The 26003-nt window shown below is 71.5% G+C and carries 24 protein-coding genes; 15 read left to right on the forward strand and 9 right to left on the reverse strand.

The window, feature by feature from the left end; all coding sequences use genetic code 11:
* Positions 1 to 2: 2 nt before the first annotated feature.
* The 6 genes from AB0411_RS24415 to AB0411_RS24440 all read left to right on the forward strand — a co-directional run bounded on the left by AB0411_RS24415 (position 3) and on the right by AB0411_RS24440 (position 6097).
* The gene (locus AB0411_RS24415; protein WP_366419418.1) at positions 3 to 953 is read left to right on the forward strand and encodes a helix-turn-helix transcriptional regulator; all 951 of its coding nucleotides are present in this window, start codon (positions 3 to 5) and stop codon (positions 951 to 953) included.
* A 55-nt stretch (positions 954 to 1008) separates the two neighbouring features.
* On the forward strand, positions 1009 to 1263 hold the full coding sequence (locus AB0411_RS24420) for a hypothetical protein (RefSeq protein WP_260637983.1): 255 nt from the start codon (positions 1009 to 1011) through the stop codon (positions 1261 to 1263).
* Positions 1264 to 1280: 17 nt separating this feature from the next.
* Positions 1281 to 1484 (forward strand): hypothetical protein, encoded by a 204-nt coding sequence (locus AB0411_RS24425; RefSeq protein ID WP_366419419.1) that lies wholly within the window; start codon positions 1281 to 1283, stop codon positions 1482 to 1484.
* A 222-nt stretch (positions 1485 to 1706) separates the two neighbouring features.
* Complete coding sequence (tatA, locus tag AB0411_RS24430; protein WP_366419420.1) at positions 1707 to 2006, forward strand: Sec-independent protein translocase subunit TatA; 300 nt, start codon at positions 1707 to 1709, stop codon at positions 2004 to 2006.
* 65 nt (positions 2007 to 2071) lie between these two features.
* Positions 2072 to 3037, forward strand: coding sequence for a twin-arginine translocase subunit TatC (gene tatC, locus AB0411_RS24435; RefSeq protein ID WP_366419421.1), 966 nt, complete (start codon positions 2072 to 2074; stop codon positions 3035 to 3037).
* 243 nt (positions 3038 to 3280) lie between these two features.
* Positions 3281 to 6097, forward strand: coding sequence for a DEAD/DEAH box helicase (locus AB0411_RS24440; RefSeq protein WP_366419422.1), 2817 nt, complete (start codon positions 3281 to 3283; stop codon positions 6095 to 6097).
* 91 nt (positions 6098 to 6188) lie between these two features.
* On the opposite strand, the gene AB0411_RS24445 is transcribed toward AB0411_RS24440, so the two are convergent.
* On the reverse strand, positions 6189 to 7310 hold the full coding sequence (locus tag AB0411_RS24445) for an LLM class flavin-dependent oxidoreductase (protein WP_366419423.1): 1122 nt from the start codon (positions 7308 to 7310) through the stop codon (positions 6189 to 6191).
* Positions 7311 to 7611: 301 nt separating this feature from the next.
* Here AB0411_RS24445 and AB0411_RS24450 point away from each other — a divergent pair, with 301 nt between their 5' ends.
* Entirely contained in the window at positions 7612 to 7968 is a 357-nt protein-coding gene (locus AB0411_RS24450; RefSeq protein WP_366419424.1) for an L-rhamnose mutarotase, read from the forward strand.
* A 27-nt stretch (positions 7969 to 7995) separates the two neighbouring features.
* Here AB0411_RS24450 and AB0411_RS24455 read toward each other — a convergent pair whose 3' ends face one another.
* Together AB0411_RS24455 and AB0411_RS24460 are read right to left on the reverse strand one after the other, a co-directional pair.
* A complete protein-coding gene (locus AB0411_RS24455) occupies positions 7996 to 8853 on the reverse strand; it encodes a siderophore-interacting protein (protein WP_366419425.1) in 858 nt (285 codons plus the stop codon).
* 51 nt (positions 8854 to 8904) lie between these two features.
* Entirely contained in the window at positions 8905 to 9819 is a 915-nt protein-coding gene (locus AB0411_RS24460) for a 5'-3' exonuclease (protein ID WP_366419525.1), read from the reverse strand.
* Positions 9820 to 10046: 227 nt separating this feature from the next.
* Here AB0411_RS24460 and AB0411_RS24465 point away from each other — a divergent pair, with 227 nt between their 5' ends.
* Positions 10047 to 11279, forward strand: coding sequence for a quaternary amine ABC transporter ATP-binding protein (locus tag AB0411_RS24465; protein WP_366419426.1), 1233 nt, complete (start codon positions 10047 to 10049; stop codon positions 11277 to 11279).
* A complete protein-coding gene (locus AB0411_RS24470) occupies positions 11272 to 13881 on the forward strand; it encodes an ABC transporter permease/substrate binding protein (protein WP_366419427.1) in 2610 nt (869 codons plus the stop codon). The genes AB0411_RS24465 and AB0411_RS24470 overlap by 8 nt, the downstream gene beginning before the upstream one ends.
* A gap of 125 nt (positions 13882 to 14006) precedes the next feature.
* Here AB0411_RS24470 and AB0411_RS24475 read toward each other — a convergent pair whose 3' ends face one another.
* Positions 14007 to 14354: a hypothetical protein gene (locus AB0411_RS24475; protein ID WP_366419428.1), complete on the reverse strand. Its 348-nt coding sequence runs from the start codon at positions 14352 to 14354 to the stop codon at positions 14007 to 14009.
* A gap of 8 nt (positions 14355 to 14362) precedes the next feature.
* On the reverse strand, positions 14363 to 14743 hold the full coding sequence (locus tag AB0411_RS24480; protein ID WP_366419429.1) for a hypothetical protein: 381 nt from the start codon (positions 14741 to 14743) through the stop codon (positions 14363 to 14365).
* 136 nt (positions 14744 to 14879) lie between these two features.
* On the opposite strand from AB0411_RS24480, the gene AB0411_RS24485 reads away from it, so the two are divergent.
* Positions 14880 to 15617 (forward strand): helical backbone metal receptor, encoded by a 738-nt coding sequence (locus AB0411_RS24485; protein ID WP_366419430.1) that lies wholly within the window; start codon positions 14880 to 14882, stop codon positions 15615 to 15617.
* 18 nt (positions 15618 to 15635) lie between these two features.
* On the opposite strand, the gene AB0411_RS24490 is transcribed toward AB0411_RS24485, so the two are convergent.
* Positions 15636 to 16778, reverse strand: coding sequence for a TDT family transporter (locus AB0411_RS24490; protein WP_366419431.1), 1143 nt, complete (start codon positions 16776 to 16778; stop codon positions 15636 to 15638).
* A gap of 86 nt (positions 16779 to 16864) precedes the next feature.
* On the opposite strand from AB0411_RS24490, the gene AB0411_RS24495 reads away from it, so the two are divergent.
* Positions 16865 to 17797 carry a LysR family transcriptional regulator gene (locus tag AB0411_RS24495; RefSeq protein ID WP_366419432.1) on the forward strand — a complete coding sequence of 311 codons (933 nt, stop codon included), beginning with the start codon at positions 16865 to 16867 and terminating at the stop codon, positions 17795 to 17797.
* Positions 17798 to 17834: 37 nt separating this feature from the next.
* On the opposite strand, the gene AB0411_RS24500 is transcribed toward AB0411_RS24495, so the two are convergent.
* The 3 genes from AB0411_RS24500 to AB0411_RS24510 form a co-directional block, all read right to left on the reverse strand.
* On the reverse strand, positions 17835 to 18533 hold the full coding sequence (locus AB0411_RS24500) for a gamma-glutamyl-gamma-aminobutyrate hydrolase family protein (RefSeq protein WP_366419433.1): 699 nt from the start codon (positions 18531 to 18533) through the stop codon (positions 17835 to 17837).
* 107 nt (positions 18534 to 18640) lie between these two features.
* Entirely contained in the window at positions 18641 to 20110 is a 1470-nt protein-coding gene (eat, locus tag AB0411_RS24505; protein ID WP_366419434.1) for an ethanolamine permease, read from the reverse strand.
* Between the two features lie 149 nt (positions 20111 to 20259).
* Complete coding sequence (locus tag AB0411_RS24510) at positions 20260 to 20991, reverse strand: FadR/GntR family transcriptional regulator (protein WP_366419435.1); 732 nt, start codon at positions 20989 to 20991, stop codon at positions 20260 to 20262.
* 73 nt (positions 20992 to 21064) lie between these two features.
* Between AB0411_RS24510 and AB0411_RS24515 the strand changes: the two genes are divergently transcribed.
* The 4 genes from AB0411_RS24515 to AB0411_RS24530 all read left to right on the forward strand — a co-directional run bounded on the left by AB0411_RS24515 (position 21065) and on the right by AB0411_RS24530 (position 25975).
* Complete coding sequence (locus tag AB0411_RS24515) at positions 21065 to 22432, forward strand: glutamine synthetase family protein (protein ID WP_366419436.1); 1368 nt, start codon at positions 21065 to 21067, stop codon at positions 22430 to 22432.
* 9 nt (positions 22433 to 22441) lie between these two features.
* Entirely contained in the window at positions 22442 to 23812 is a 1371-nt protein-coding gene (locus tag AB0411_RS24520) for an aldehyde dehydrogenase family protein (RefSeq protein WP_366419437.1), read from the forward strand.
* Positions 23809 to 24594 carry a 3-oxoacyl-ACP reductase gene (locus tag AB0411_RS24525; RefSeq protein ID WP_366419438.1) on the forward strand — a complete coding sequence of 262 codons (786 nt, stop codon included), beginning with the start codon at positions 23809 to 23811 and terminating at the stop codon, positions 24592 to 24594. The genes AB0411_RS24520 and AB0411_RS24525 overlap by 4 nt, the downstream gene beginning before the upstream one ends.
* Positions 24595 to 24706: 112 nt before the next feature.
* Positions 24707 to 25975 (forward strand): haloacid dehalogenase-like hydrolase, encoded by a 1269-nt coding sequence (locus tag AB0411_RS24530; protein WP_366419439.1) that lies wholly within the window; start codon positions 24707 to 24709, stop codon positions 25973 to 25975.
* Positions 25976 to 26003 lie beyond the last annotated feature (28 nt).

The raw sequence follows: 26003 nt of genomic DNA on the forward strand, positions 1-26003 counted from the left end.
CCATGGCGACGAACGCGATCGACCAGACCCGCCGGATGCTGTCCCTGGTGACCTACCTGCGCGAGCGCCCCGGCGCCCGCGTCGGCGACGTCGCCCGTGCCTTCGGCATCACCGAGGACGAGCTGATCGCCGACCTCGACATCCTGCCGATGTGCGGGACGAGCTTCCGCGGCGGCGACCTCCTGGACATCGACACCGACGGCGACCGCATCTGGTGGCACAACCCCGACGACGTCGCCGAGCCGCTGCGGCTGGCGGCCGACGAGGCGACCGCCCTGCTGGTCGCGGCCCGCGCGGTGGCCACTCTCCCCGGCCTGCGCGAAGGCGACCGGCAGGCGCTGCTGCGGGCCACCGCCAAGCTGGAGGCGGCGGCCGGCGAGGCGGCCGGTGCCAGCGCCCGGCTGTCGGTCACCTTCGAGTCCGAGGGCGGGGTCTTCGCCGACGTGGACCGCGCCATCGCCGAGCGGCGGCGGCTGTGGCTGCGCTACTACTCCCCGGCCCGCGACGAGCTGACCGAGCGCGAGGTCGACCCGATCCGGCTGTTCGCCGTCGGACACACCTATATGGAGGCGTGGTGCCGGCTCTCCGAGGCCCGGCGCACCTTCCGGCTCGACCGGGTCGCCGAGATCAGACTGCTGGACGCCCCCGCCGACCCGCCGCCGGTCGAGCTGCGCGATCTGTCCGAGGGGCTGGTGCAGCCCGCGGCCGAGGACCCCGAGGTGTCGATCGAGGTCGGGCCCGGCGGCCGCTGGGTCGCCGAGTACTACCCGCACGACAGCGCCGAGGAGCTGCCCGACGGCGGACTGCGGATCACCCTGCGCACCCCGGACCCGGCGTCGCTGCGGCGGCTGGCGCTGCGCCTGGGCCGGGACGGCCGGATCGTGGCGCCGCGGGAGCTCGCCGACAGCGCGCGGCAGGCCGCCGAGCAGGCGCTCGCGGCGTACGGCGCGTGAGCGCGGTGAGCCGGGCGGGCCATGGGGGGCGGCGCGGAGGACGAGGCGGCGAAGGATGACGATGGCGACCACCACCTTGCCGGGCCGGACCGCTCCGGTGCTGTTCAAGGCAGCCTGCCCGGACTGCCGGGGCCGCTTCGAACTGGCCTCGGACGCCTTCCGGCTCGCGATCGGCGCCAGCAGCCGCACCACCTTCTACTCCTTCACCTGCCCCGACTGCCGCCGCGCGGTGCGCAAACCGGCCGGCGAGCGGATCGTGGAGCTGCTCACCGGCGGCGGGGTCCGTACGCTGCGGCTGCACACGGGCTGACCGATAGGCTCGTCCCCATGCTCTGGTCCATGATCGCAATCGCCCTCGGCTTCGCCGGGATCGCCGTGCTGGGCATCCTCGCCGTCCGCGTCTTCGCCGAGGTGCGCCGGCTGGCCCGCCAGGTCGAAGCGACCTCGGGGCGGATCCAGCGGGCCGCGGAGGACCTGGAGCGGGCGGCCGTTCCGCTCGCGTCCCAGATGCACGAGGCCGGCCGGGACTGAAGAGGTAGCCGGGGGCGTCGGCGCTCTGCTGCCGCGCCGGGCGGAGAGGTACGCTGCATCAGCGGTTCAAAGAGCACGGTGCCCGCGGCAATCGCGCGTACGCGAGGGGATTGCCCGGCGTTCACCACCGAACGTTACGATCGTGCCAGCACCAGGAAGCCAGTCCGACCCCTATCGGCAGGCACCACAGCAGACGCCGCCCCGGCGAGAAGGTAGTCGCAGATGCTCAGCAACCTGAGGGCCCCCGAGATCATCCTGATCCTCGTCGTGATTGTGCTGCTCTTCGGCGCGAAGAAACTTCCGGACATGGCGCGGTCGCTCGGCAAGTCGGCCCGCATTCTCAAGAGCGAAGCCAAGGCGATGAAGAAGGACGGCGACACGGAGGGCGGTGCCACGACCGGCACCACGTCCGAGGCGCCCGCCGACGCCGCACAGCAGGCTCCTCGTACGATTCAGGCAGCGCCCGGTGATGTCAGCAGCTCGCGCCCGGTGGCCGAGCCGCACCGCACCAACCAGAGCTGAGCCGAACCGATCCAGCCGCACCGATCCGTTTCGGGAGAGGCTGACGCACGAGACGAGGACGTGGGTTGCCCAAGTCTGCCCGCAAGCAGGAGAAGGACCCCGAGGGGCGGATGCCGCTGGCGGCGCATCTGCGCGAGCTGCGCAACCGGCTGCTGAAGTCGGTGCTGGCGATGGGCGTGGTCACCGTCATCGCCATGTGGCAGTACGACGCCATCGCCCACTTCATCACGGGGCCGGTGATCGACACGGTCGGCTGTCCCCGCGGCACCTCGGCCACCGTCCAGCGTGATCACCCGTGTGCGCAGGTCACGGCGAACGGCCTGCTGGCGCCGTTCACCATCCTGCTCAAACTGTCCCTGACGACCGGTGTCGTCGGCTCCAGCCCGGTGTGGCTCTACCAGCTCTGGGCCTTCCTCGCGCCGGGGCTGCACCGGAGCGAGAAGAAGTACGCGCTGAGCTTCGTCGGCGCCGGAGTACCGCTCTTCCTCGCCGGTGCCTACCTCGCCTACGCGGTGCTGCCCACCACGGCCGGTGCCCTGGTCGGCCTGACGCCCGGCGACTGGGCCAACTTCTTCCCGGCCGACGACTTCTTCGACATCGTCACGCGCATGATCGTGGTCTTCGGTCTCGCCTTCGAGCTGCCGCTGCTCCTGGTGCTGCTCAACTTCGGCGGGGTGCTGACCGGCCGCCGGATCCTGAGCTGGTGGCGGTTCATGGTGCTGGGCATCACGGTCTTCGCGGCCATCGCCACCCCGACCGGTGACCCGCTGACCATGGGGCTGCTGGCCGCTCCGATCGTGGTGCTGTACTTCGGTGCCGCCGGCATCTGCCTGATCAACGACCGCCGCCGCAAGCGGGGCAACCCGGACGCGGGACTGAGCGACGACGAGGCCTCGGAACTCGACCTGACGCCTTCCGCGGTCGGTGAGATCGAGCCGGTCGCCTCCGGCCGGATGCTGCCGGAGCAGGCGAGCGGCGACGCGGCCGACGGCGAGGCGCGGCGCCGCGGCGGGTACGACGACGTGACGTGACGGCTGGTTACCTGACGTGACACGGCGCCCTGGTGGGCGTGCGACGGTCCCTGTGCTCGACGAGCCGGGGGCCGTTCGCCGTGCGGGGCGGGGTGGCGGGGGCGGTGGATGCCGCCGGGGCATCGGGTCCCGCCCCGGCAGCCGCTCCTGTGGCAGTGCCTGGCAGCGCCGGTGCCCGTTCGGTAAAGGGCCGCCATAAAGATCGGGTCGTTGTCAGAGGTGGCCGGTAGGCTCGTAAGCACGATGACCGAGGACATGTCCCCTGCTGAGCGCTATGCCGCCGCCAAGCTCCGGGCGGCCGAGCAGGCCACCGCACTCGCCCCTTTCCGAGAGATGTACGACTTCGGACTGGACCCGTTCCAGGTCGAGGCGTGCCAGGCCCTGGAGGCCGGCAAGGGCGTGCTGGTCGCGGCCCCTACCGGATCCGGAAAGACGATCGTCGGCGAATTCGCCGTCCACCTGGCCCTGGAGCAGGGCCGAAAATGCTTCTACACCACGCCCATCAAGGCGCTGTCCAACCAGAAGTACCAGGATCTGGTGAGACGTTACGGCGCCGAGAAGGTCGGTCTGCTGACCGGCGACAACAGCGTCAACTCCGAGGCTCCGGTGGTCGTGATGACCACCGAGGTGCTGCGGAACATGCTCTACGCCGGCTCCCAGTCGCTGGTCGGCCTCGGCTATGTGGTGATGGACGAGGTGCACTACCTCTCCGACCGCTTCCGCGGCGCCGTCTGGGAAGAGGTGATCATCCACCTCCCCGAGTCGGTGACCCTGGTGTCCCTGTCGGCGACGGTCTCCAATGCCGAGGAGTTCGGTGACTGGCTGGACACGGTCCGTGGTGACACGGCCGTGATCGTCTCCGAGCACCGCCCGGTGCCGCTGTGGCAGCACGTCCTCGCGGGCCGCCGGATATACGACCTGTTCGAGGAGCGGGACGGGCAGAGCGGCGGCCGCCGCGAGGTCAATCCCGATCTGGAGCGGCTGGCGCGGATGGAGAACAGCCGGCCGACGTTCGGCCGGGACAAGCGGCGGGGCCGCACCATGCGCGAGGCGGACCGCGAGCGGGAGCGGCGTCAGCGCGCCCGGATCTGGACCCCCAGCCGTCCGGAGGTCATCGACCGCCTCGACAACGAGGGGCTGCTGCCCGCGATCACCTTCATCTTCAGCCGCGCCGCCTGCGAGGCCGCCGTCCAGCAGTGCCTGTATTCGGGCCTGCGGCTCAACGACCAGGAGGGCCGCGAGGAGGTCCGCCGCATAGTGGAGGCGCGGACGGCCGGCATCCCGGACGACGACCTCCATGTGCTGGGCTACTTCGAGTGGCTGGAGGGCCTGGAGCGGGGCATCGCGGCGCACCACGCCGGCATGCTGCCGACGTTCAAGGAGGTCGTCGAGGAACTCTTCGTCAAGGGCCTGGTCAAGGCCGTCTTCGCCACCGAGACGCTGGCGCTGGGCATCAACATGCCCGCGCGGTCCGTGGTGTTGGAGAAGCTGGTGAAGTGGAACGGCGAACAGCACGCCGACATCACGCCCGGCGAGTACACCCAGCTGACCGGCCGCGCGGGGCGCCGCGGGATCGACGTCGAGGGCCATGCGGTGGTCCTGTGGCAGCGGGGGATGAACCCGGGCGCGCTGGCCGGGCTCGCCGGGACGCGTACCTATCCGCTGCGGTCCTCCTTCAAGCCGTCGTACAACATGGCGGTCAACCTCGTCTCGCAGTTCGGCAGGCACCGTTCGCGCGAGCTGCTGGAGATGTCCTTCGCGCAGTTCCAGGCCGACAAGTCGGTGGTCGGGATCTCACGGCAGGTGCAGAAGAACGAGGAGGGGCTGGAGGGCTACCGCGGCTCGATGACCTGTCACCTCGGCGACTTCGAGGAGTACTCCCGGCTGCGGCGGGAGTTGAAGGAGCGGGAGACGGAGCTCGCCCGGCAGGGCGCGACGCAGCGGCGGGTGGCGGCAGCGGCGGCGCTGGAGAAGCTGAAGCCCGGCGACGTCATCCATGTGCCGACGGGCAAGTACGCCGGTCTCGCGCTGGTCCTCGACCCCGGTATGCCCTCGGGGCGCACCAACGGCCATCGCGGCTTCGAGGCGCAGGACGGCCCGCGGCCGCTGGTGCTGACCGCCGAGCGGCAGGTCAAGCGGCTGGCGTCGATGGACTTCCCGGTGCCGGTCGAGGCGCTGGACCGGATGCGGATCCCCAAGTCCTTCAACGCCCGCAGCCCGCAGTCGCGCCGTGATCTGGCCTCCGCGCTGCGGACGAAGGCCGGCCACCGGGTGCCGTCGCGGCACCGCAAGCCCCGCTCGGCGGCGGCCGACGACCGCGAGATCGCCCGGCTGCGCACGGAGATCCGGGCGCACCCCTGCCATGGCTGCGCCGAGCGCGAGGACCACGCCCGCTGGGCGGAGCGCTACCACCGGCTGCTGCGGGACACCCGCCAGCTGGAGCGCCGGATCGAGGGGCGGACCAACACCATCGCCCGCACCTTCGACCGGATCTGCGCCCTGCTGACGGAGCTGGACTACCTGGAGGGTGACACCGTCACCGACGAGGGCCGCCGGCTGGCGAGGCTCTACGGCGAGCTGGACCTGCTGGCGAGCGAGTGCCTGCGCGAGGGCGTCTGGGAGGGCCTCGGCCCGGCGGAGCTGGCGGCCTGCGCCTCGGCGCTGGTGTACGAGGCCCGGCAGGCGGACGATGCGGTGGCGCCCAAGCTGCCGGCCGGCAAGGCCAGGGACGCGCTGGGCGAGATGGTCCGCATCTGGGGCCGGCTGGACGCCCTGGAGGAGGACCACAAGATCAACCAGGCGGAGGGCGTCGGCCAGCGCGAGCCGGACCTCGGCTTCGCCTGGGCCGCCTACCGCTGGGCCTCCGGCTTCGGCCTCGACGAGGTGCTCCGGGAGGCGGAGATGCCCGCCGGTGACTTCGTCCGCTGGTGCAAGCAGCTGATCGATGTCCTGGGCCAGATCGCGGCCGCGGCCCCGCCCGGCGGTACGGTCGCCCGGACGGCCCGCAAGGCCATGGACGGTGTGCTGCGCGGCGTGGTGGCGTACTCGTCGGTGGGCTGAGCGGCCGGGCCCGTCCGGCAGAGCGACGGCGCCGCACCCCCGAACTGCGGGGTGCGGCGCCGGCTGCTGCCATCGGGCGGAGGGACGGCGGCTACGACGCCTGCCGGGCGCCGTCGGCGCCCGCCCGCTCCGCGTCGCGCTTGGCGACCTCCTCGCGCACGATCGGGATGACGTACCGGCCGAAGTCGATGGCGTCGTCCAGCAGGTCGTAGCCGCGCGCGGAGAGGATGTCCACGCCCAGGTCGTAGTAGTCGAGCAGGGCCTGTGCGACCGTCTCCGGCGTACCGACGAGGGCGGTGGAGTTTCCGGCGCCGCCGGTCTCCGCGGCGGTCGGGGTCCACAGTGCCCGGTCGTGCCGCTCGCCCTCCGCGGCCACCGCGAGCAGCCGCTGCGACCCGGCGTTCTGAGGGTTCGTCAGCGGATGCCGGCGGCTGAGCGCGCCGCCCGCCTTGCGGGCCTTGATCCGCTCCAGGGTGCGATGGGCCTTCTCCCAGGCCAGCTCCTCGGTGGGGGCGATGATCGGCCGGAACGCGACCTGGATCCTGGGCACATCGGTGCGGCCCGCCGCCTGTGCCGCGGCCCGTACCGAGGCGATCTGCTCGGCGGTCTGCGCCAGCGGTTCGCCCCACAGGCAGTAGATGTCCGCCTCGGCCCCGCCCGCCGCGTACGCCGCCGGCGAGGAGCCCCCGAACGACACCGGAGGGTGCGGCTGTTGGAGGGGGAAGGTGTCCGAGACGAAGTCGTGGAAGCGGTAGTGGGTGCCCTCGTGGTCGAAGGGCTCGTGGGTGGTCCAGATCTTCTTGACGAGGCGGATGTACTCGCGGGTGCGGGCGTAGCGCTCGTCCTTGGTGAGGGTGTCGCCCTCGCGGCCCTGTTCGTGGTCGTTGCCGCCGGTGATGAAGTGCACCGCGAGCCGCCCGTCGCTGATCCGGTCCAGCGTCGCGAAGGTCTTCGCGGCGAAGGTGGGGTACGAGACGTTGGGGCGGTGCGCCACCAGGATCTGCAGGGTTTCGGTACGTGCCGCGACATAGGCGGCGGCCGGTGACGGGTCGGGGGAGCCGGAGCCGTAGGCGAACAGCACCCGGTCCCAGCCGTACTCCTCGTGGGCGCGGGCCAGTTTGAGGGTGTAGTCCTTGTCGAAGGACGCGCCGGAGCGGGGGGTGACTTCGGAACCGTCGTTGGTCGCGGCGATGCCGAGGAACTCGACAGGCATGGGAAGGGCCTCGTCTTCTCGTGGGTCGTGCGCTCAGGGCATGCACAGGAGGCATGCGGACGTACGGCAGGGCCGTACGGCGAGGGGTGGTGCGCTACGGAGAAGTCAGCGGCAACAGGAGGCCGACCACACCCGGCCGAAGTCGATGTGGTCACGGGTGACCAGCCGCTGCTGAGGACGCATGGCCTCAGTGGAACAGGTGGATGTATGTGCCGTCAACCAATTCCTGGGGCGCCGCGAGGAGTTCACGCGGGCCGGACGGCCGGGTGCGGCCGCCGGGCCGGCGGGGAAGGATGCCGCCATGAGTGCGACAGGGGACGAGGGCGCCGCGCCGGTACGGCGGTTCGGGAAGCTCATCAGGCTGCGCCCGGAACACCGCGCGGAGTACCTGCGGCTGCATGCGGAGGTCTGGCCGGAGGTGCTGGCGATGATCACCGCCTGCCGTCTCCGCAACTACTCGATCTTCCTGGAGGGTGAGCTGCTGTTCTCGTACGCCGAGTACGTCGGCGAGGACTACGCCGCCGACATGGCCAGGATGGCGGCCGATCCCGTGACCCGGCGGTGGTGGCAGCTCACCGACCCCTGCCAGGAGCAGACCGGGGGCGCCGTGCCGGGGGAGTGGTGGACTCCGATGCAGGAGGTCTTCCACCACGACTGAACCGGCCGGCGCCGCGGACGAGCGGGGTCAGGAGGCTGTTGCCGCGGCGGATTCCTGCTCGGCCTCGACCTGCTGGTTCCACTCGCGCTTGCCGGCCTGCCAGCCGTCCTCGTCGTGGCCGCTGCGCCAGTAGCCGGAGATGGACAGCGCCTCGCGGGGGATCGCGTGCTCGACGCGGAGCAGGCGGCGCAGCTCCTTCACGAACCCGGCCTCGCCGTGCACGAACGCCTGGACCCGGCCGGCCGGGAACTCCAGCGCCTGCACGGCGGCGACCAGTTCGCGGCCGACCGGCGCGGCGCCGCGGTGGAGCCAGCTGATCTCGGCGCCCGCCGGTGCCTCCAGCTCCTGGTGCTCCTCCGGCCCCGCCACCTCGATGAAGGCGTGCACCGGCACGCCCGCCGGCATCCGGGCCAGGGAGGCCGCGATGGCCGGCAGCGCGCTCTCGTCGCCCGCCAGCAGGTGCCAGTCGGCGCTCGCCTCGGGGACGTAGGCGCCGCCGGGCCCGAGCAGGTGGATCTCGTCGCCGGGCTTCGCCGCGGCCGCCCACGGTCCGGCCAGGCCCTCGTCGCCGTGCACCACGAAGTCCACGGTCAGCTCGCGGGCTGCGGCGTCCCAGGCGCGGACGGTGTAGGTGCGGGTGCTGGGCCACTGGTGGCGCGGGAAGTCCGCGCGGATCTGCGCGATGTCGAACGGCTCGGGGTAGCGGACGCCGGGCTGCGGAAAGACCAGCTTCACGTAGTGGTCGGAGTACTCGCCCGCCGCGAACTCCGCCAGCCCGTCACCGCCCAGCACCACGCGGACCATGTGCGGGGTGAGCTGCTCCGTGCGCTGCACCCGGGCACGGTGCAGGCTGGGCTTGGTGCGGGACGAACGCTCTGCTGCCACGGCAATCTCCCCTGATGCGCAATTAATTAGGTATACCTAACTTAACAGGTGTCAGTGGCGGAGGGTGAGGAGCAGCCGCTGCAGGGCGCCGCCGAGGCCCCATCGGGCGGCCAGTGCCTCCAGGCGCTCGGGGTCGGCCGGTTCGGCCGGCAGGGCGGCGTCGACGGCGGGGACGGGCACGTCGGTGGCCACCTGCACGACCTTCGGGGCGACGGCGACATAGGGGCGCGCCTCCAGCAGCCGCTTGCGCTGGGCGGGGGTCACCTTCGAGGCGGGGTCGTCGGCGGCGGCCATGATGCCCGCCAGGTCGCCGTAGGAGGCCAGCAGTTTGGCGGCGGTCTTCTCGCCGATCCCCGGTACGCCGGGCAGGCCGTCGCTGGGGTCGCCGCGCAGCAGTGCCAGATCGGCGTAACCGGGGCCGTCCACCCCGTACTTCTCGCGCAGCAGCGCCTCGTCGGTCACCTGGAGGGTGCCGACGCCCTTGAGCGGATACAGGATGCGGATGCCGCGCCGGTCGTCGACGAGCTGGAAGAGGTCGCGGTCGCCGGTGACGATGTCCACCGGGCCCTCGGCCCGTGCGGTGAGGGTGCTGATGACGTCGTCGGCCTCGTAGCCGGCCGCCCCGACGCGGGCGATGCCCAGGGCGTCCAGGACCTCCTCGATGACCGGGACCTGGGGCGAGAGGGTGTCGGGGATCTCCTCCTCGTCGGGTCCGGCGGAGCCGGCCGGGGCCTCCTCGGCGACCCGGTGCGCCTTGTACGAGGGGATCAGGTCGACCCGCCACTGGGGGCGCCAGTCGAAGTCCATGCAGGCGACCAGGTCGTCGGGGTGGTGGTCCTGGACGAGCCGGGCGATGAAGTCCAGCAGGCCGCGTACCGCGTTCACCGGCGTGCCGTCGGGAGCCTTGACTGATTCCGGTACCCCGAAATAGGCGCGGAAGTAGAGAGAGGCGGTGTCGAGGAGCATCAGGCGTCGAGTCACATCCCGCATCTTGCCGTATGCCCCATACGTCACGCGGGTGTGAGCTGAATCACTGCATTGTTTGAGCCAGATAAAGAAGGGCAGGCGCGCAGCCGGAGTGGACCCGATCGAGATTCAACTATTCGGGCGGTAAAGGCGGGCGGAACCCGTGCCGCTCCACGACCTGGCTACGGGGGTGGCAGGTCGTCACACGATCAACAAGAGAGGCATATGTGTCCAGGCTGCAAGCCGAGCACCTGTACAAAGTGTTCGGCAGACGACCCGAGGACGCGGTCCGCAGGCTCGAAGCCGGCGCCGGCCGGGAGGAGCTGCGGGCCGAAGGCACCACAGCCGCGGTGATCGACGCCTCCATCGAGGTGGACGAGGGCCAGATATTCGTCGTCATGGGCCTGTCCGGATCGGGCAAGTCCACCCTGCTGCGCACGCTCAACGGGCTGCTGGAGCCGACATCGGGGACCGTCCGCTTCGACGGCCAGGACCTCACCTCGCTCAGCGACAAGGAACTGCGCAAGGTCCGCTCCGAGAAGATCTCCATGGTCTTCCAGCACTTCGCGCTCTTCCCGCACCGCAGCGTGCTGGAGAACGCCGCCTACGGCCTCGAAGTGCAGGGCGTACCGCGCGCCGAGCGCACCGCGCGTGCCACCGAAGCGCTCGAACTCACCGGGCTCAAGGGCTGGGAGAAGTCCTGGCCCGACGAGCTGTCCGGCGGTATGCAGCAGCGTGTGGGCCTGGCCCGGGCGCTGGCCACCAATGCCGACCTGCTGCTGATGGACGAGTCCTTCAGCGCGCTCGACCCGCTGATCCGCCGCGATATGCAGGACCAGCTGCTGGAGCTGCAGAAGTCGCTGAAGAAGACGATCGTCTTCATCACCCACGACCTCAACGAGGCCATGCGGCTCGGTGACCGGATCGCCGTGATGCGCGACGGCCGGATCGTGCAGATCGGCAGTGCCGAGGACATCCTCGTCACGCCGGCCAACGACTATGTCGCCTCCTTCACCCAGGACGTGGACCGCACCCGGGTGCTGACCGCGGGCGCGATCATGACCGAGGTCGGGACGGTGCTCGGCGCCACGGCCCCGGACGGCACGAAGCTCACCACCGCGGCGGAGTTCCGGGCCGCGGCGCCCGCCGTGGTCGGGGCCGGCACCCCGCTGGTCGAGCTGTTCACGCCCTGCGCGGCCGGCAGTGTTCCGGTCGCCGTGACCGATGAGCAGGGCTCGCTGGTCGGCGCCGTGACGGCCGAGCGGCTGCTCTCCGTCCTCGGGGAGGCCGCGGAGCAGAGCCCGGCCCCGGCCGGTCCCGTCCCGGCCGAGGCCGACGGCACGGCGGCCGCCGAGCAGACGCTGGCGAAGGCGACATCGGTGGAGAAGACCGCCGCGCACACGTCCGGGGACACGGACACGGACCACGACCCCGAGGACAAGGTGAGCGCCGGTGCCTAGGATTCCGATAGGCAGTTGGGCCGACAGCCTGGTGGAGTGGCTGCGGGACCATGCCGAGTGGCTCTTCCACTTCGTCACGACCGTGCTGGGCGGCTTCTACGACGGGATCCTCGCGGTCCTCTCCGGCCCCGAGCCGCTGCTCCTGACCGGCATCTTCGCAGTGATCGCCTGGTGGCTGCGGGGTCTGCCGGCCGCCGTGCTGACGTTCATCGGCTTCGCGCTGATCGACTCGATCGAGCAGTGGCACCAGACCATGCAGTCGCTCTCGCTGGTGCTCGTGGCCTGCATCATCACCGTCGCGGTCGCCGTACCGCTGGGTGTCTGGGCGGCCCGCAACCGCGCCGTGAGCGGGGCGGTGCGGCCGGTTCTGGACCTGATGCAGACGATGCCGGCGATGGTCTACCTGATCCCCGGCATCCTCTTCTTCGGCCTGGGCGCCGTCCCCGGCATCGTCTCGACCATCGTCTTCTCCATGCCGCCCGCGGTCCGTATGACCGAACTGGGCATCCGGCAGGTGGACGGCGAACTGGTCGAGGCGGCCGACGCGTTCGGCACCCATCCGCGGCGCACGCTCTTCCGCGTCCAGCTGCCGCTCGCACTGCCGACGATCATGGCCGGTATCAACCAGGTCATCATGCTGGCGCTGTCCATGGTCGTCATCGCCGGCATGGTCGGTGGCGCCGGTCTCGGCGGGACCGTCTACCTCTCGCTCAGCTCGGTCGATGTGAAGCTGGGCGCGGAGGGCGGTCTCGCGGTCGTCATCCTCGCGGTGTACCTGGACCGGATGACCAGCGCGCTCAACCAGCGGGTCTCCCCGCTCGGCCGGCGCGCGCTGGCCAAGGCACAGGCCGCCCTCGGCGGCCTGAAGTTCCTCCAGTGGAAGCCCGCGACCTCCCTGGCGACGGTCGCCGTGGTCGTGCTCGCGCTGGTCGCCGGCGGGATGAGCGTCCTCGGCAAGGACAAGGGCAGCGGCGCGGCGGGCACCGACGGCAACGGCCGGCCCATCAGCCTCGGCTACGTCAACTGGGACGAGGGCAAGGCCACGACCTTCCTCTGGAAGGAGATCCTCGAACAGCGCGGGTACAAGCCCAGGGCCGAGGCCCTGGACGCCGGGCCGCTCTTCACCGGCCAGGCCCGTGGCGACATCGACGTGCAGACCAACGCCTGGCTGCCGACGACCCACGCGGAGTACTGGAAGAAGTACAAGGACAAGCTCGAGGACCTGGGCGCCTGGTACGACAAGACCTCCCTGGAGATCGCGGTCCCGTCCTACATGAAGGGCATCAAGACCCTCGACGACCTCAAGGGCAAGGGCGGCACGTTCGGCGGCAAGATCGTCGGCATCGAGCCGGGCGCGGGCGAGATGAAGCTGCTCAAGGACAAGGTCCTCAAGGACTACGGCCTGGGCGGCGAGTACAAGGTCATGGAGTCGAGCACCTCGTCCATGCTCACCGAGCTGGACCGCTCGATCCACGACAAGAAGCCGATCGCCGTCACGCTGTGGTCGCCGCACTGGGCCTACGACAAGTACAAGCTGACCAAGCTCAAGGACCCCAAGGGCTCCTTCGGCTCCGGGGACAGCCTGCACATGCTGGGCCGCAAGGGCTTCTCGAAGGACGAGCCCCAGGTCGCCAACTGGATGAAGAACTTCCACCTGGACGAGAAGCAGCTCACCAGCCTGGAGAGCGAGGTCAAGAACGCCGGCACCGGGCACGAGCAGGACGGCGTGCGCGCCTGGCTCAAGCAGCACCCGGGCCTGGTCAACAAGCTGGCGCCGTCCGCCAAGGCCGACTACGCCAAGGGCAAGGACGCCGGGAAGACCCCGACCCTGGGCTACCCGGCCTGGGACGAGGGCATCGCCACGACGTACCTGTGGAAGAACATCCTGGAGAAGCGGGGCTACCGGCCCAAGCTCCAGAACCTCGATGTCGGCCCGATGTGGACCGGCTTGTCGACGGGGCAGATCGACGTCGAAACCGACGCCTGGCTCCCGGTGGCGCAGAAGCAGTACTGGGACAAGTACAAGAAGGATCTCGTCGATGTCGGGGCCTGGTACGACAAGACCTCCCTGGAGATCGCCGTACCGTCCTACGTCAAGGGCGTGAAGACCCTGGACGACCTGCGCAAGCACAAGGACACCTTCGGCGGCAAGATCATCGGGATCGAGCCCGGCACCGGTGAGATGAAGCGCCTCAAGAGCGTGGTGTCCCCCGCGTACGGGCTGGACGGCTTCGACGTCACCGAGGCGGGCACCAGCGCCATGCTCACCGAGCTGGAGCGGGCGTACGCCAAGAAGGAGCCCATCGCGGTGGTCCTCTGGTCCCCGCACTGGGCGTACAGCAAGTACCACCTCACCAAGCTCAAGGACCCCCAGGGCACGTGGGGCGCCAACAACCAGATCAAGACGATCGGCAACAAGAGCTTCCCGAAGAAATTCCCGGAGTTCAACGGCTGGTTGAAGAACTGGAAGATGAGCGCTGCGGAGCTCGGCAGCCTGGAGAAGGAGATTCAGGCGGCCGGCAAGGGCAACGAGAACAAGGGCGTCGAGAAGTGGATCGATGCCCACCCGGGCATCGTCGACAAGATGGCACCCGTGAAGTAATCCTCACCGGCGTCCATTTCGCCGCGGCGGGCCCCGCCACCGGATCGTTCGGTGGCGGGGCCCGGCCGTTTTCGGTCCGCGTACGAAGGGCAGGTGCACGGATCAGCGGTCCGGCGGGAGATGCCTCAGAACTTGCGGCACAGGAGCCTGAAGTCCTCGACTTTGGCTCCGTCGAACTTTCCCGGCACGTCCAGCGCATAGATCCGGTATTTCACCGAACGCAGTCCGGTCGGGGTGGGCCGTTCCGAGAGCAGATAGTTCTTGCGGCCGAAGTCCTGGGTCCAGACGTGGTGGCCCTTTCCCGGGATCTTGAACTTGTGCACGATGTGGCCGACGGCCTTGGAGATGATGATGACTTCCTGGCCCTTGCCGCAGCGCTTGTAGCCGCCCTCCTTCTCGGTGGCGTGCGCGGCGCCCGGGGCGAGGAGCAGGGTGGCACCGGCGGCGGCCAGCACCGCAGCGATCTTCTTCATGCGGGGGATCACCGGTTTCCCTTCACGCTGCAGAATCCGTACACCTTCACCAGGGTCTTCTTGGTGCCCCAGACCGAGGTCACCTTCCAGTAGACCTGGTGCCGCCAGGTCGGAATGGCCTTGGACGAGATGCCGGACGGGTCGTTCCAGTACTCCTGGGTGTGCACTTTTCCGCTCGGCACCCGCCAGCTGACCCGGAACTTCGCGGCGCCCTTGACGTAGATGAACGCGGTGTCATAGGCGCCCGGGCATCCCGTGCCGCCCGATTTGGAATGGAATCCCTTGACCGGCGCGGCCTGCGCCGGCGCGCTGAGCGCCAAGGGCGAAACGAGTGCGAGACCCGTGGCCAGCACGCTGAGGAGAGTGCCCTTTCGGCGGTGGCTGTGCATACAGAAAATCTCTCTGTTCTCCCTCGGGGATGTGTGATCGACTCATGTCGACCCTAGGGAGACGAGGACGGTCCCCGCTATTGTCCGAAGGGGAACAACCGCGCCCCGGCGGCGTCGTCTTGCGTACGCTCGCACCATGATGAGCCGCACTCCGCCGCGCCGCGTGGTCTCGCTCGTGCCCTCGCTGACGGAGGCGGTCGCGCGGACCGCGCCCGGCCTGCTGGTGGGGGCCACCGACTGGTGCAGTGAGCCGGCCGGGCTCGATGTCGTGCGCATCGGCGGCACCAAGAACCCGGACACCGAGCGGATCGCCGCCCTCGCCCCCGACCTCGTGATCGCCAACGAGGAGGAGAACCGGGAGCCGGATCTCGCCGCGCTGCGCGCCGCCGGGCTCGCGGTGCTGGTCACCGAAGTGCGGACGCTGCCGCAGGCGTTCGCGGAGCTGGCGCGGGTCCTCGTCGACGGCTGCGGGCTGGCCAGGCCCGCGTGGCTGGACGCCGCCCAGGACGCCTGGCGCGCGCTGCCGGTCCGGGCGGCGGAGCGGACGGCCGTGGTGCCGATCTGGCGCCGGCCGTGGATGGTCCTGGGGAGCGACACCTTCGCCGGTGATGTCCTGGCACGTCTGGGCGTGCGCAATGTCTACGCGGACCACGCCGACCGCTACCCCCGAGTCCCGCTCGACGCACTCCAGGCCTCCGGTGCCGACCTGGTGGTGCTGCCCGACGAGCCGTACCGCTTCAGCGCCGAGGACGGCCCCGAGGCGTTCCCCGGCCTGCCCGCCGCCCTGGTGAGCGGCCGGGACCTGACCTGGTACGGGCCGTCCCTGGTCCGGGCTCCGGCTGTCCTTGCGAAAGCCTTGGCCGCTGCCGGGTGAGGGAGCGGCAAACGGCCTTCAGGTCGTGGCCGGCTGCGGCGGTGCCGGCAGGTTTCCGCGGGCCAGGCCCACGGCGGTGCGGGTGCCGGCCACCGCCACGGCCGCGACGAGGAGCACGAACAGGCCCACCGCGAGAGCGTCGAAGGCGGCCAGGCCGGTGCTCCGGGCCAGGCCCGCCGCCCCGGTGACGCAGGTGCCGAGCGGGAAGGTGAAGCCCCACCAGGTCATCGCGAAACCCATGCCGTTGCGGACGGCGCGCACCACCATCGCGGTCGCGAGCGCCAGCCAGAGGAGCGCGAAGCCCATCACCGGGACGCCGTAGAGCACCGCGAAGGCCCCCATGGCGTGCGCGGCGGAGGCGTCGACGGCGCCCGGTGCGGCATGGGCGAGGTTGGCCAGCGCGGTGGTGGACTGCCCCAACGGCCCCAGGACCAGGAACAGCGTGGGGGTGAGCGCGAGGGGGAGCGGCCCGTGGTGGATCAGCCGGGACACCACGAGCGGCAGGACGAGCAGCGTGGCCAGCAGCGACATGCCGAACAGGGCGTAACAGGCGAACAGCAGGGCCGCCCGCCACTGGCCGGCCGGCAGATACGGCACCAGGGCCGGGCCCAGCGCCGCCGAGACCATGGGGGCGACCAGCGGCAGCAGCCAGACGGGCGAGGCGCTGCTGGGCTCGATGCGGTGCCGGGTCACCATCAGATACGGGACGGCCACGGCGCACGTGAGGCCGACGAGGGTGCCCAGGACCCACAGCGCGGCGTCGGCGGCCACCGCGGCCGGTTCGCCGATGACCTCCCGGCCCACGGCGAGCGTGCCGCCGCCCACCGCGAGCAGGGCCATCGCCAGACATCCGTAGAACGGCGCGACGGCCGGGTCGAGCAGATGGCGGCGCGCCTGGTCGCCGTGGCGGGCCCAGTGCACGGCCCGCGCGGCCAGCAGCGTCAGCAGCATCAGCGCCGACAGCGCCCAGACGACCCGGTAGGCGACGCCCAGGCCGGGGACGTCGAGCGGCAGCACGGCACCGGCGTTGGCGACGATGGCGGTGCCCATGACGGCGGCGTACCAGTTCGGCCCGAGGTGGCGGACCGAGGGCGCGGTGTCGGGTAGGCGGGGGCCGGTGGCGGCGGTGCTGCGGGAAGGTGCGTGCGCGAGGGTTGCCATGGGACCAGCGTCGTCGCCCCGGACGGCCGCCACCAGGGACCTCGTGTCTATGAGGGCATAAGCTGGGGTTATGTGCAGGGGAACTTATGGGTGAGGAGAACGGGCCGGCCGCCGTGCCGCTGTCGCACCGGGTCCCGGACCTCGGGGCGCTGGAACTGCTGCTCGCGGTCGCCCGGCTCGGCAGTCTGGGGCGCGCCGCCCGGGCGCGGGGCATCTCCCAGCCCGCCGCCAGCAGCCGCATCCGGTCGATGGAGCGGCAGTTGGGGGTGGCGCTGGTCGAACGCTCGCCGCGCGGCTCCCGGCTGACGGACGCCGGTGCGCTGGTGACGGACTGGGCGCGCCGGGTGGTGGAGGCCGCCGAGGCCTTCGACGCCGGTGCGCAGGCGCTGCGGGGGCAGCGCGATTCCCGGCTGCGGGTCGCGGCCAGCATGACCATCGCCGAGTACCTGCTGCCGGGGTGGCTGATCGCCCTGCGCGCCCAGCGGCCCGGCACCGCCGTCTCGCTGCTCGCGGGCAATTCCAGCGTGGTGGCCGGGCGGTTGCTGGGCGGCGAGGCGGACCTCGGCTTCGTGGAGGGGCTGGAGGTGCCGGAGGGGCTGGACGGGACGGTCATCGGGCACGACCGGCTGGTGGTGGTCGCCGCCCCGTCCCACCCCTGGGCCCGGCGCCGTACGGAGCTGACCGCCGCCGAACTCGCCGGTACCCCGCTGATCCTGCGCGAGCGGGGCTCGGGGACCCGCCAGGTGCTGGACGCGGCGCTCGCCCGGCACGGCGGGCTGGCCGAACCGCTGCTCGAACTCGCCTCCACCACCGCGGTGAAGGCGGCCGTGGTGAGCGAGGCGGCGCCCTCCGTCCTCAGCGAGCTCGCCGTCGGCGAGGAGCTGACCGCGCGCCGGCTGGTGGAGGTACCGGTGGGCGACCTGCGGCTCGCCCGCGCGCTGCGGGCCGTGTGGCCCGCCGGTCAGCGGCCCGTGGGACCGGCCCGCGAACTGCTGGGGCTGACCCGCGCGACGCCGTGACCGTGCCGCCGCGGGCCGCCCGCCGCGCGCCCCGCTGTCACTTGACGGCGGCCGCCTCGCGCGCCGCCGTCACCAGGGCGTCCATCACCCGGGTGTCCTCCCCGGCCTCCGGGTGCCACTGCACCGCCAGGGTGAAGCCGTACGCGCCGGGGAGTTCCAGCGCCTCGATGGTGCCGTCCTCCGCGTAGGCGGACGGCACCAGCCCGCGGCCGATCCGGTCCACCGCCTGGTGGTGGTAGGTCGGCACGGAGACCGGCTCGGGCAGCGTACGGCCCAGCAGTGTCCCGGGGACCGGCTTGATGTCGTGCCGGTCGAAGACGCCGGGGGCCCCGGCGTGCCCGTCGAGGTGCTGGACGAGGGTGCCGCCCAGCACCACGTTCAGCAGTTGCAGCCCGCGGCAGATGCCCAGCAGCGGTACGCCGCCCGCCAACGCCGCCTCGATCAGGGCCAGTTCCCAGGCGTCCCGGTCCAGGGCGGGCGGGCCGGTCCTGGGGTGCGGCTCCGCGCCGTAGCGGGCCGGCTGGACGTCGGCGCCGCCCGCGATCACCAGCCCGTCCAGGCGGGCGACGGCCGCGGCGGCCGCGGCCGGGTCGTCCGGCGGCAGCAGCGCGGCCAGCCCGCCCGCGCGCTGCACCAGCTTCGGGTATCCGGCGGGTACCAGCGCGGCGGGCAGGGTCCACACCCCCCACCGGGCCTCTTCCTGGTACGTGCTGATGCCGATGAGGGGCTGGGACATGGGGTGGGGTCCTCCGTGGGTGGGTGCGGGTGGTGCGGGGACGGGCGCGGGCCGGCCGGGGAGACCCCGGCCGGCCGTCGCTGCGTCCCGAGGGTGCGGGACACTCCCTAGGTGCGTTCGAGCTCCGCCTCGGCCGCCGCCAGCGCGGCGAACTCCTCCTCGGGGGCCGCGGCCACCAGCCGGTGGCGGGAGTAGAAGGCGAAGTAGGCGAGCGCCACGACGTAGACGCCGAGGGCGATGAAGGCGGCTTCCTTGTCGACCAGGAACGTCGCCACCAGCGCCGAGCAGGCCAGCACGAACGCGACGGACGAGGTCAGCATGCCGCCGGGGGTGCGGTAGGGGCGGGGCAGCCCGGGCTCGCGGCGGCGCAGCACGATGTGCGAGAGCGCCATCAGCGCGTAGGAGATGGTGGCGCCGAAGACCGCGACATTGAGCATCCGGGCGCCGTCGCCGGTGGCCGCGGCGAGCGCGAAGCCCAGCGCCCCGGGCACCAGCAGCCCGAGGTAGGGGGCCTTGCGGCGGCTGGTCAGGGAGAGGAAGCGGGGCAGGTAGCCGGCCCGGGAGAGCGCGAAGAGCTGGCGCGAACCGGCGAAGATCAGGGAGAAGAAGGACGCGACCAGGCCCGCGAGACCCGCGTAGTTGACGATCCGGCTGACGGTGGTCGGCGTGCCGTGCGGCTGCAGCGCCTGGACCAGCGGGTCGCCCACCGACTGGATCGCGGCCGAGCCGCGCGCGCCGGTGGCGGCGGTGAAGGTGATCAGCGCCAGCACCAGCAGGATGCCCATCGCGGCGGCCATCGCCTTGGGCAGGGAACGGGCCGGGTCCTTGGTCTCCTCGGCCGCCAGCGGGACGCCCTCGACGCCGAGGAAGAACCACATGCCGAACGGGAAGGCCGCCCAGATCCCCAGGATGCCGAACGGCAGCCAGGAGTTGGCCCCGAAGGCGCCGGCCTGCACGGGGATGTCGTTGAGGGTGTCCACATGGAAGTCGGTCAGCGCGGCGATCGCGAAGACGACGATCGCGGCGACCGCTATGGCGGTGACGATCAGGCTGAAGCGCAGCGCCTCGCCCACGCCCCACAGGTGGATCCCGATGAAGATCGCAAAGCAGGCGAGATAGACCGGCCAGCTGGAGTGCAGGCCGAAGAGGCCGAGCGATTCGACGTAGTCACCGATGAAGATGGAGATCGCGGCGGGTGCCAGCACATATTCGATCAGGATCGCGGTGCCGGTCAGGAAGCCGCCCCAGGTGCCCAGGGCGCGCCGGGCGAAGCCGTAGCCGCCGCCGGCGGTCGGCAGGATCGAGGCCAGCTCCGCCAGGGCGAAGACCAGACAGGTGTACATCAGGCCCATCAGGACGGCGGCGATCGCCAGGCCGCCGAAGCCGCCCTGCGCCAGACCGTTGTTCCATCCCGAGAAGTCGCCGGAGACGACGTAGGCGACGCCCAGGCCGGTCAGCAGCAGGGGGCCCGCGCTGCCGCGGCGCAGCGTCCGGCGCTCCAGATAACTCTCGTCGGGCGATGCGCCGCCCGAGGGCCCGGTGGGCGGTGCGGTCTGCGATTCCACGTTGTCGGCCATGAGCCGCTCCTGCCTCGCCGAGGGGATAACGAGCAATGGTTTAGCCGCATACCTTTGCTGGCGGGTCGGCTCAGCGCAAGACCTGGAAGTAAAAGAATGGTGAACGCGCGCTCACGGTCCCCGGGCGGGCGCGCACGGTGACGGAGCGGTCAGGGGGAGGGGGCCGTGAGGAAGCCGCGCAGCAGCGCCGCGGTCCCGCAGCAGTGCTCGCGCATCACCTCGCGCGCACCGTCCGCGTCGCCCTCCAGTACCGCCTCCACCAGCGCGGTGTGCTGGGCCTGGGAGTGCTCCAGGTTCCGCACCAGCAGCGGAATGCAGTCCAGGAGGTCGTTCACGCCCGCCCGCACCGCCGCGTACTGCGCCGCCAGCGAGGGGGACCCGGACAGCTCCGCGAGGGTCAGATGCAGCAGGGTGTCGCGCCGGCGGTAGTCGGTGAGCGGCGCGTCCTGGGTCGCGGCGAGCGCTGCCCGCAGCCGGTCGCTCTGCTGGTCGGAAAGTCCGTGGGCCGCGCACAGCCCGGCCGCGCCCACCTCCAGCACCTCACGGAAGCGGAGGGTGTCCTCGACGTCGATCTTCCCGATCCGGCGGCGCAGCTCCGCCTCGCCCGGGTTCTCGGTGCGCATCCGGACGAACGTGCCGCCGTAGCGCCCGCGCCGGCTCTCCACCAGGCCCTCGTCCTGCAGCACCTTCAGCACCTCGCGCAGGGTGACCCGGCTGATCTGCAGCCGCTCGGCCAACTCGCGCTCGGCGGGCAGCCGTTCGCCCTGGGGCACCAGACCGAGCCGGACGACCTGGAGTATCTGCTCCAGCGCCTCCTCGAAACCGTTGCCCGCCCGTACCGGTCGCAGTACGGGTGCCAGCCGGTCATCAGCGCCGTCCATCGGCACCCCTTCCCAATCAATGGTTCGTGTGCCTACCTTATGACCTCCGGATGCAGTGACAGGAGGCAACACCGTGGCAGACCGCACGCCCCCACTCTCCGTCGAGGAGCTCAGAGTCCTCGTCGACGCCGGGGAGATCGACACTGTCGTCCTCGCCTTCACCGATATGCAAGGCAGGCTCCAGGGCAAGCGGTTCGCGGCCCGATACTTTCTCGACACCGTCCTCGACCACGGCACGGAGGGCTGCAACTACCTCCTCGCCGTGGACGTCGACCTCAACACCGTCGAGGGCTATGAGATGTCCTCGTGGGAGCGCGGCTACGGCGACTTCGCCATGCACGGCGACCCCGGCACGCTGCGCCGCACCCCCTGGAACCCCGGCACCGCCCTGATCACCGCCGACCTCGCCTGGCACGACCGCTCCCCGGTCGCCGCCTCGCCCCGGCAGATCCTGCGCCGCCAGCTCGACCGGCTCGCCGAGCGCGGCTGGAGCGCCTACGCCGGCACCGAGCTGGAGTTCATGCTCTTCAAGGACTCCTACGAGGACGCCTGGTCCCGCGGCTACCGCGGCATGAACCCCGCGAACCAGTGGAACGGCGACTACTCCGTCCTCGGCACCGGCCGGGTCGAGCCCGTTCTGCGCCGCATCCGCAACGAGATGGGCGCGGCCGGGATGACCGTCGAGTCCGCCAAGGGCGAGTGCAACCTCGGCCAGCACGAGATCGTGTTCGTCTACGACGAGGCGCTCACCACCTGCGACCAGCACAGCATCTACAAGACCGGCGCCAAGGAGATCGCCGCCCAGGAGGGCATGTCGCTCACCTTCATGGCGAAGTACGACGAGCGCGAGGGCAACTCCTGTCATATCCACCTCTCGCTGCAGGACGAGGACGGCCGGCCGGTGCTGGCCGACGACGACGGCCCGTACGGCATGTCGAAGACCATGCAGCACTTCCTGGCGGGCCAGGTCGCCGCGATGCGTGACTTCACGCTCTTCTACGCCCCCAACATCAACTCCTACAAGCGCTTCCGCCCCGGCTCCTTCGCGCCCACCGCCGTCGCCTGGGGACCCGACAACCGCACCTGCGCCCTGCGGGTGGTCGGCCACGGCCGCGCCCACCGCCTGGAGAACCGCCTGCCCGGCGGCGATGTGAACCCCTACCTCGCGGTCGCCGGCATGGTCGCGGCCGGCCTGTACGGCATAGAGCACGAGCTGGAACTGCCCGAGGCGACCACCGGCAACGCCTACAACGGCGACGCCGCGCACGTCCCCACCACGCTGCGCGAGGCCGCCGAGCTGTGGGAGAAGAGCCCGATCGCCCGCGAGGCCTTCGGCGACGAGGTCGTCGACCACTACCGCCACATGGCCCGCGTCGAGCAGGACTCCTACGACGCCGCCGTCACGGACTGGGAGCGCTTCCGCTCCTTCGAGCGCATGTAAGGACCGCACGTGTTGCACGAGCTGAACATTCTCAACCCGGCCACCGAGGAGGTGGTGGCCACCGTCCCCACCACCTCCCCCGAAGCGGTCGACGCCGCGGTCCGCCGGGCAGCCGCGGCCCAGGAGGCCTGGGCCGCGGTGGCCCCCGGCGACCGGGCGCGTCTCCTGCGCCGCTTCGCCGACGTCGTCGACGCCCACATCGAGCCGCTCGCCGCGCTCGAACTGAAGGAGGCCGGCCACCCGCTGGGCAACGCCCGGTGGGAAGCGGGCAACGTCCGCGATCTGCTGCACTACGCGGCCGGGGGAGTGGAGCGCCTGACCGGCACCCAGATCCCGGTCGCCGGCGGCCTGAACGTCACCGTCCAGGAACCGCTCGGTGTGGTCGCGGTCATCGCGCCCTGGAACTTCCCGATGCCGATCGCCGCCTGGGGCACCGCCCCCGCGCTCGCGGCCGGCAACGCCGTGCTCCTCAAGCCCGCCGAGACCACCCCGCTCACCGCGCTCCGGCTCGCCGAACTCGCCCTGGAGGCCGGCCTGCCCGAGGGCCTCTTCCAGGTCCTGCCCGGCGAGGGGCCGGTCACCGGCACCGCGCTGGTCGACCACCCCGGCGTCGCCAAGGTCGTCTTCACCGGCTCCACCACCACCGGCCGGCAGATCGCCGCCCGCTGCGCCGCGCAGACCAAGCGGCTCACCCTCGAACTCGGCGGCAAGAGCCCCAACATCGTCTTCGCCGACGCGGACATCGAGGCCGCGGCGGCCGCCGCCCCCGGCTCCTTCCTCGACAACACCGGCCAGGACTGCTGCGCCCGCAGCCGCATCCTCGTCCAGCGCTCCGTCTACGACCGCTTCCTGGAGCTGCTGGAGCCCGCGGTCAAGGCGTTCACCGTGGGCGACCCGGCCGACCCCGCCACCCAGATGGGACCGCTGATCTCCGCCGCCCAGCGCGAGCGGGTGCGGTCCTTCGTCCCCGAGGACGCCCCGGCCGCCATCCGCGGCGAGGCACCCGCGGGGAAGGGCTTCTGGTACCCGGCCACCGTCCTGGAGGGCCGCCCCGAGGACCGTACGGCCGTCGAGGAGATCTTCGGCCCGGTCGCCGTCGTCCTGCCCTTCGACGACGAGGCCGACGCCGTCCGGCTCGCCAACGCCGGCGACTACGGCCTGGCCGGCTCGCTGTGGACCCGTGACGTCGGCCGCGCCCTGCGGGTCTCGCGCGGCGTCGCGGCCGGCAACCTCTCCGTCAACTCCCACAGCGCCGTGCGCTATTGGACCCCCTTCGGCGGGTTCAAGCAGTCCGGCCTCGGCCGCGAGCTGGGCCCGGACGCACTGACCGCCTTCACCGAGACCAAGAACATCTTCATCAGCACCGAGGAGACCCCGTGACCGACCAGACCGCAGTGTGCCGCCGCCTCGTCGGCCGTACCGCCGTGATCACCGGTGCCGGCAGCGGCATCGGCCTGGCCACCGCCCGCCGGCTGGCCTCCGAAGGCGCGAACGTCGTCTGCGCCGACATCGACGAGACGGCGGGCAAGGCCGCCGCCGCCGAGGTCGGCGGCCTCTTCGTCCAGGTCGACGTGACCGACTCCGACCAGGTCGAGGCGCTCTACAAGACCGCCTTCGACACCTACGGCTCGGTCGACATCGCCTTCAACAACGCCGGTATCTCCCCGGACGACGACGACTCGATCCTCACCACCGGCCTGGACGCCTGGAAGCGGGTCCAGGAGGTCAACCTCACCTCGGTCTACCTCTGCTGCAAGCACGCGCTGCCCTACATGCGCGAGCAGGGCCGCGGCTCCATCATCAACACCGCGTCCTTCGTGGCCGTGATGGGCGCCGCCACCTCCCAGATCAGCTACACCGCCTCCAAGGGCGGCGTGCTGTCGATGTCCCGCGAACTGGGCGTGCAGTTCGCCCGCGAGGGCATCCGGGTCAACGCCCTGTGCCCCGGACCGGTCAACACCCCGCTGCTGCAGGAGCTGTTCGCCAAGGACCCCGAGCGCGCGGCCCGCCGCCTGGTGCACGTCCCCGTCGGCCGGTTCGCCGAGCCCGAGGAGATCGCCTCCGCCGTCGCCTTCCTCGCCAGCGACGACTCCTCGTTCGTCAACGCCGCCGAATTCCTGGTCGACGGCGGCATCGCGGGCGCCTACGTCACCCCGGTGTAACCGCTCGCTGTTCACCTCCGCGTCAGCGCGATGGCGGCCGGACGTCGTACGACGCCCGGCCGCCATGCGCTAGCGTCCGCCTTCGGATCCTCGTTCGACAGGAGTGCGTTCCATGCTCACCAAGCGTCGCTGGCTTGCAGCGGGTGCTGCCCTCGCGGTCATGGGCGGCGGTGTCGCGGTCGCCCAGACGGCCACGGCGGGCCCGGCCCCGCGCCACTGCCCCACCCTCCATGTCTCCAAGGGCTGGTACGGCGACAACCGTGCCAAGCTGCAGAAGATGATCGACGAGCGGGGCAGCTGCGCCGGCTCCGACGGTGCGCGGCCGGTCGCGACCTTCGACTGGGACAACACCGTCGTCAAGAACGACATCTCCGACGCCACGCTCGCCTGGATGCTGCGGAACGACAAGGTGCTGCGCCCCGCGAGCTGGCAGGCCACCAACAAGTGGCTGACCGCGGACGCCGCCCGCGCCCTCACCAAGGCCTGCGGCACCTCCGTGCCCGCCGGCCGTCCGCTGCCGACGTCGACCGACACCGGCTGCACCGACGAGATCCTCGACGTCTACCAGGACGCCAAGACCTCCACCGGGAAGAAGGCGTTCACCGGCGAGTGGAACCACCGCCGCACCGTCCCCGAGTACGTGTGGATCACCCAGCTGTTCGCCGGCCACAGCCCCGCGCAGCTGACCGGGTTCGCCCGCGCCGCCCGCGCCGAGAACCTCGCCGCGCCCGTCGGCACGGAGCAGAAGGTCGGCACGCACACGATGGAGGGGTACGTCCGCTACTACGACCAGCAGCGCGACCTCATCCGCACCCTCAAGAAGGCCGGCTTCAACGTCTACATCGTCTCCGCGTCGGCGGAGCCGCTCGTCCGCGCCTGGGCGCCCGGCGTGGGCATCGACCGCGAGCACACCATCGGCATCCGCAACCTCGTCAGCCACGGCCGGCTCACCACCGGCGTCCAGGGCTGCGGCGACGTCAAGGACACCCACGGCGAGGTCCTGACGTACATGGACGGCAAGCGCTGCTGGATCAACCAGGAGATCTTCCACGTCAAGGGCGCCAAGGCCTGGCAGCAGCAGGACCGGGCGCACCGCCCGGCCTTCGCCGCGGGCGACGCCGAGACCGATGTGACCTTCGTCGGCGACGCCACCGCGGGGCACCTGGCCATCAACCGCAACAAGGCCGAGCTGATGTGCCGGGCGTACGACAACGCCGACCACCGGTGGCTGGTGAACCCGATGTTCATCGAGCCGAAGAAGCGCCAGGCCGACCCGTACCCGTGCGCGACCACGGGCTACACCCGGCCGGACGGCACCCTCGGCCCGGTCCACCGCCCCGACGGCTCGGTGATCGAGGACCAGAAGGACACGGTGTACTGAGCGCACTGCGCACCGCTCACCGCTCACC

Source organism: Streptomyces angustmyceticus, assembly GCF_040701845.1.
In the GTDB taxonomy this organism is placed as follows: Bacteria; Actinomycetota; Actinomycetes; order Streptomycetales; family Streptomycetaceae; genus Streptomyces; species Streptomyces angustmyceticus_A.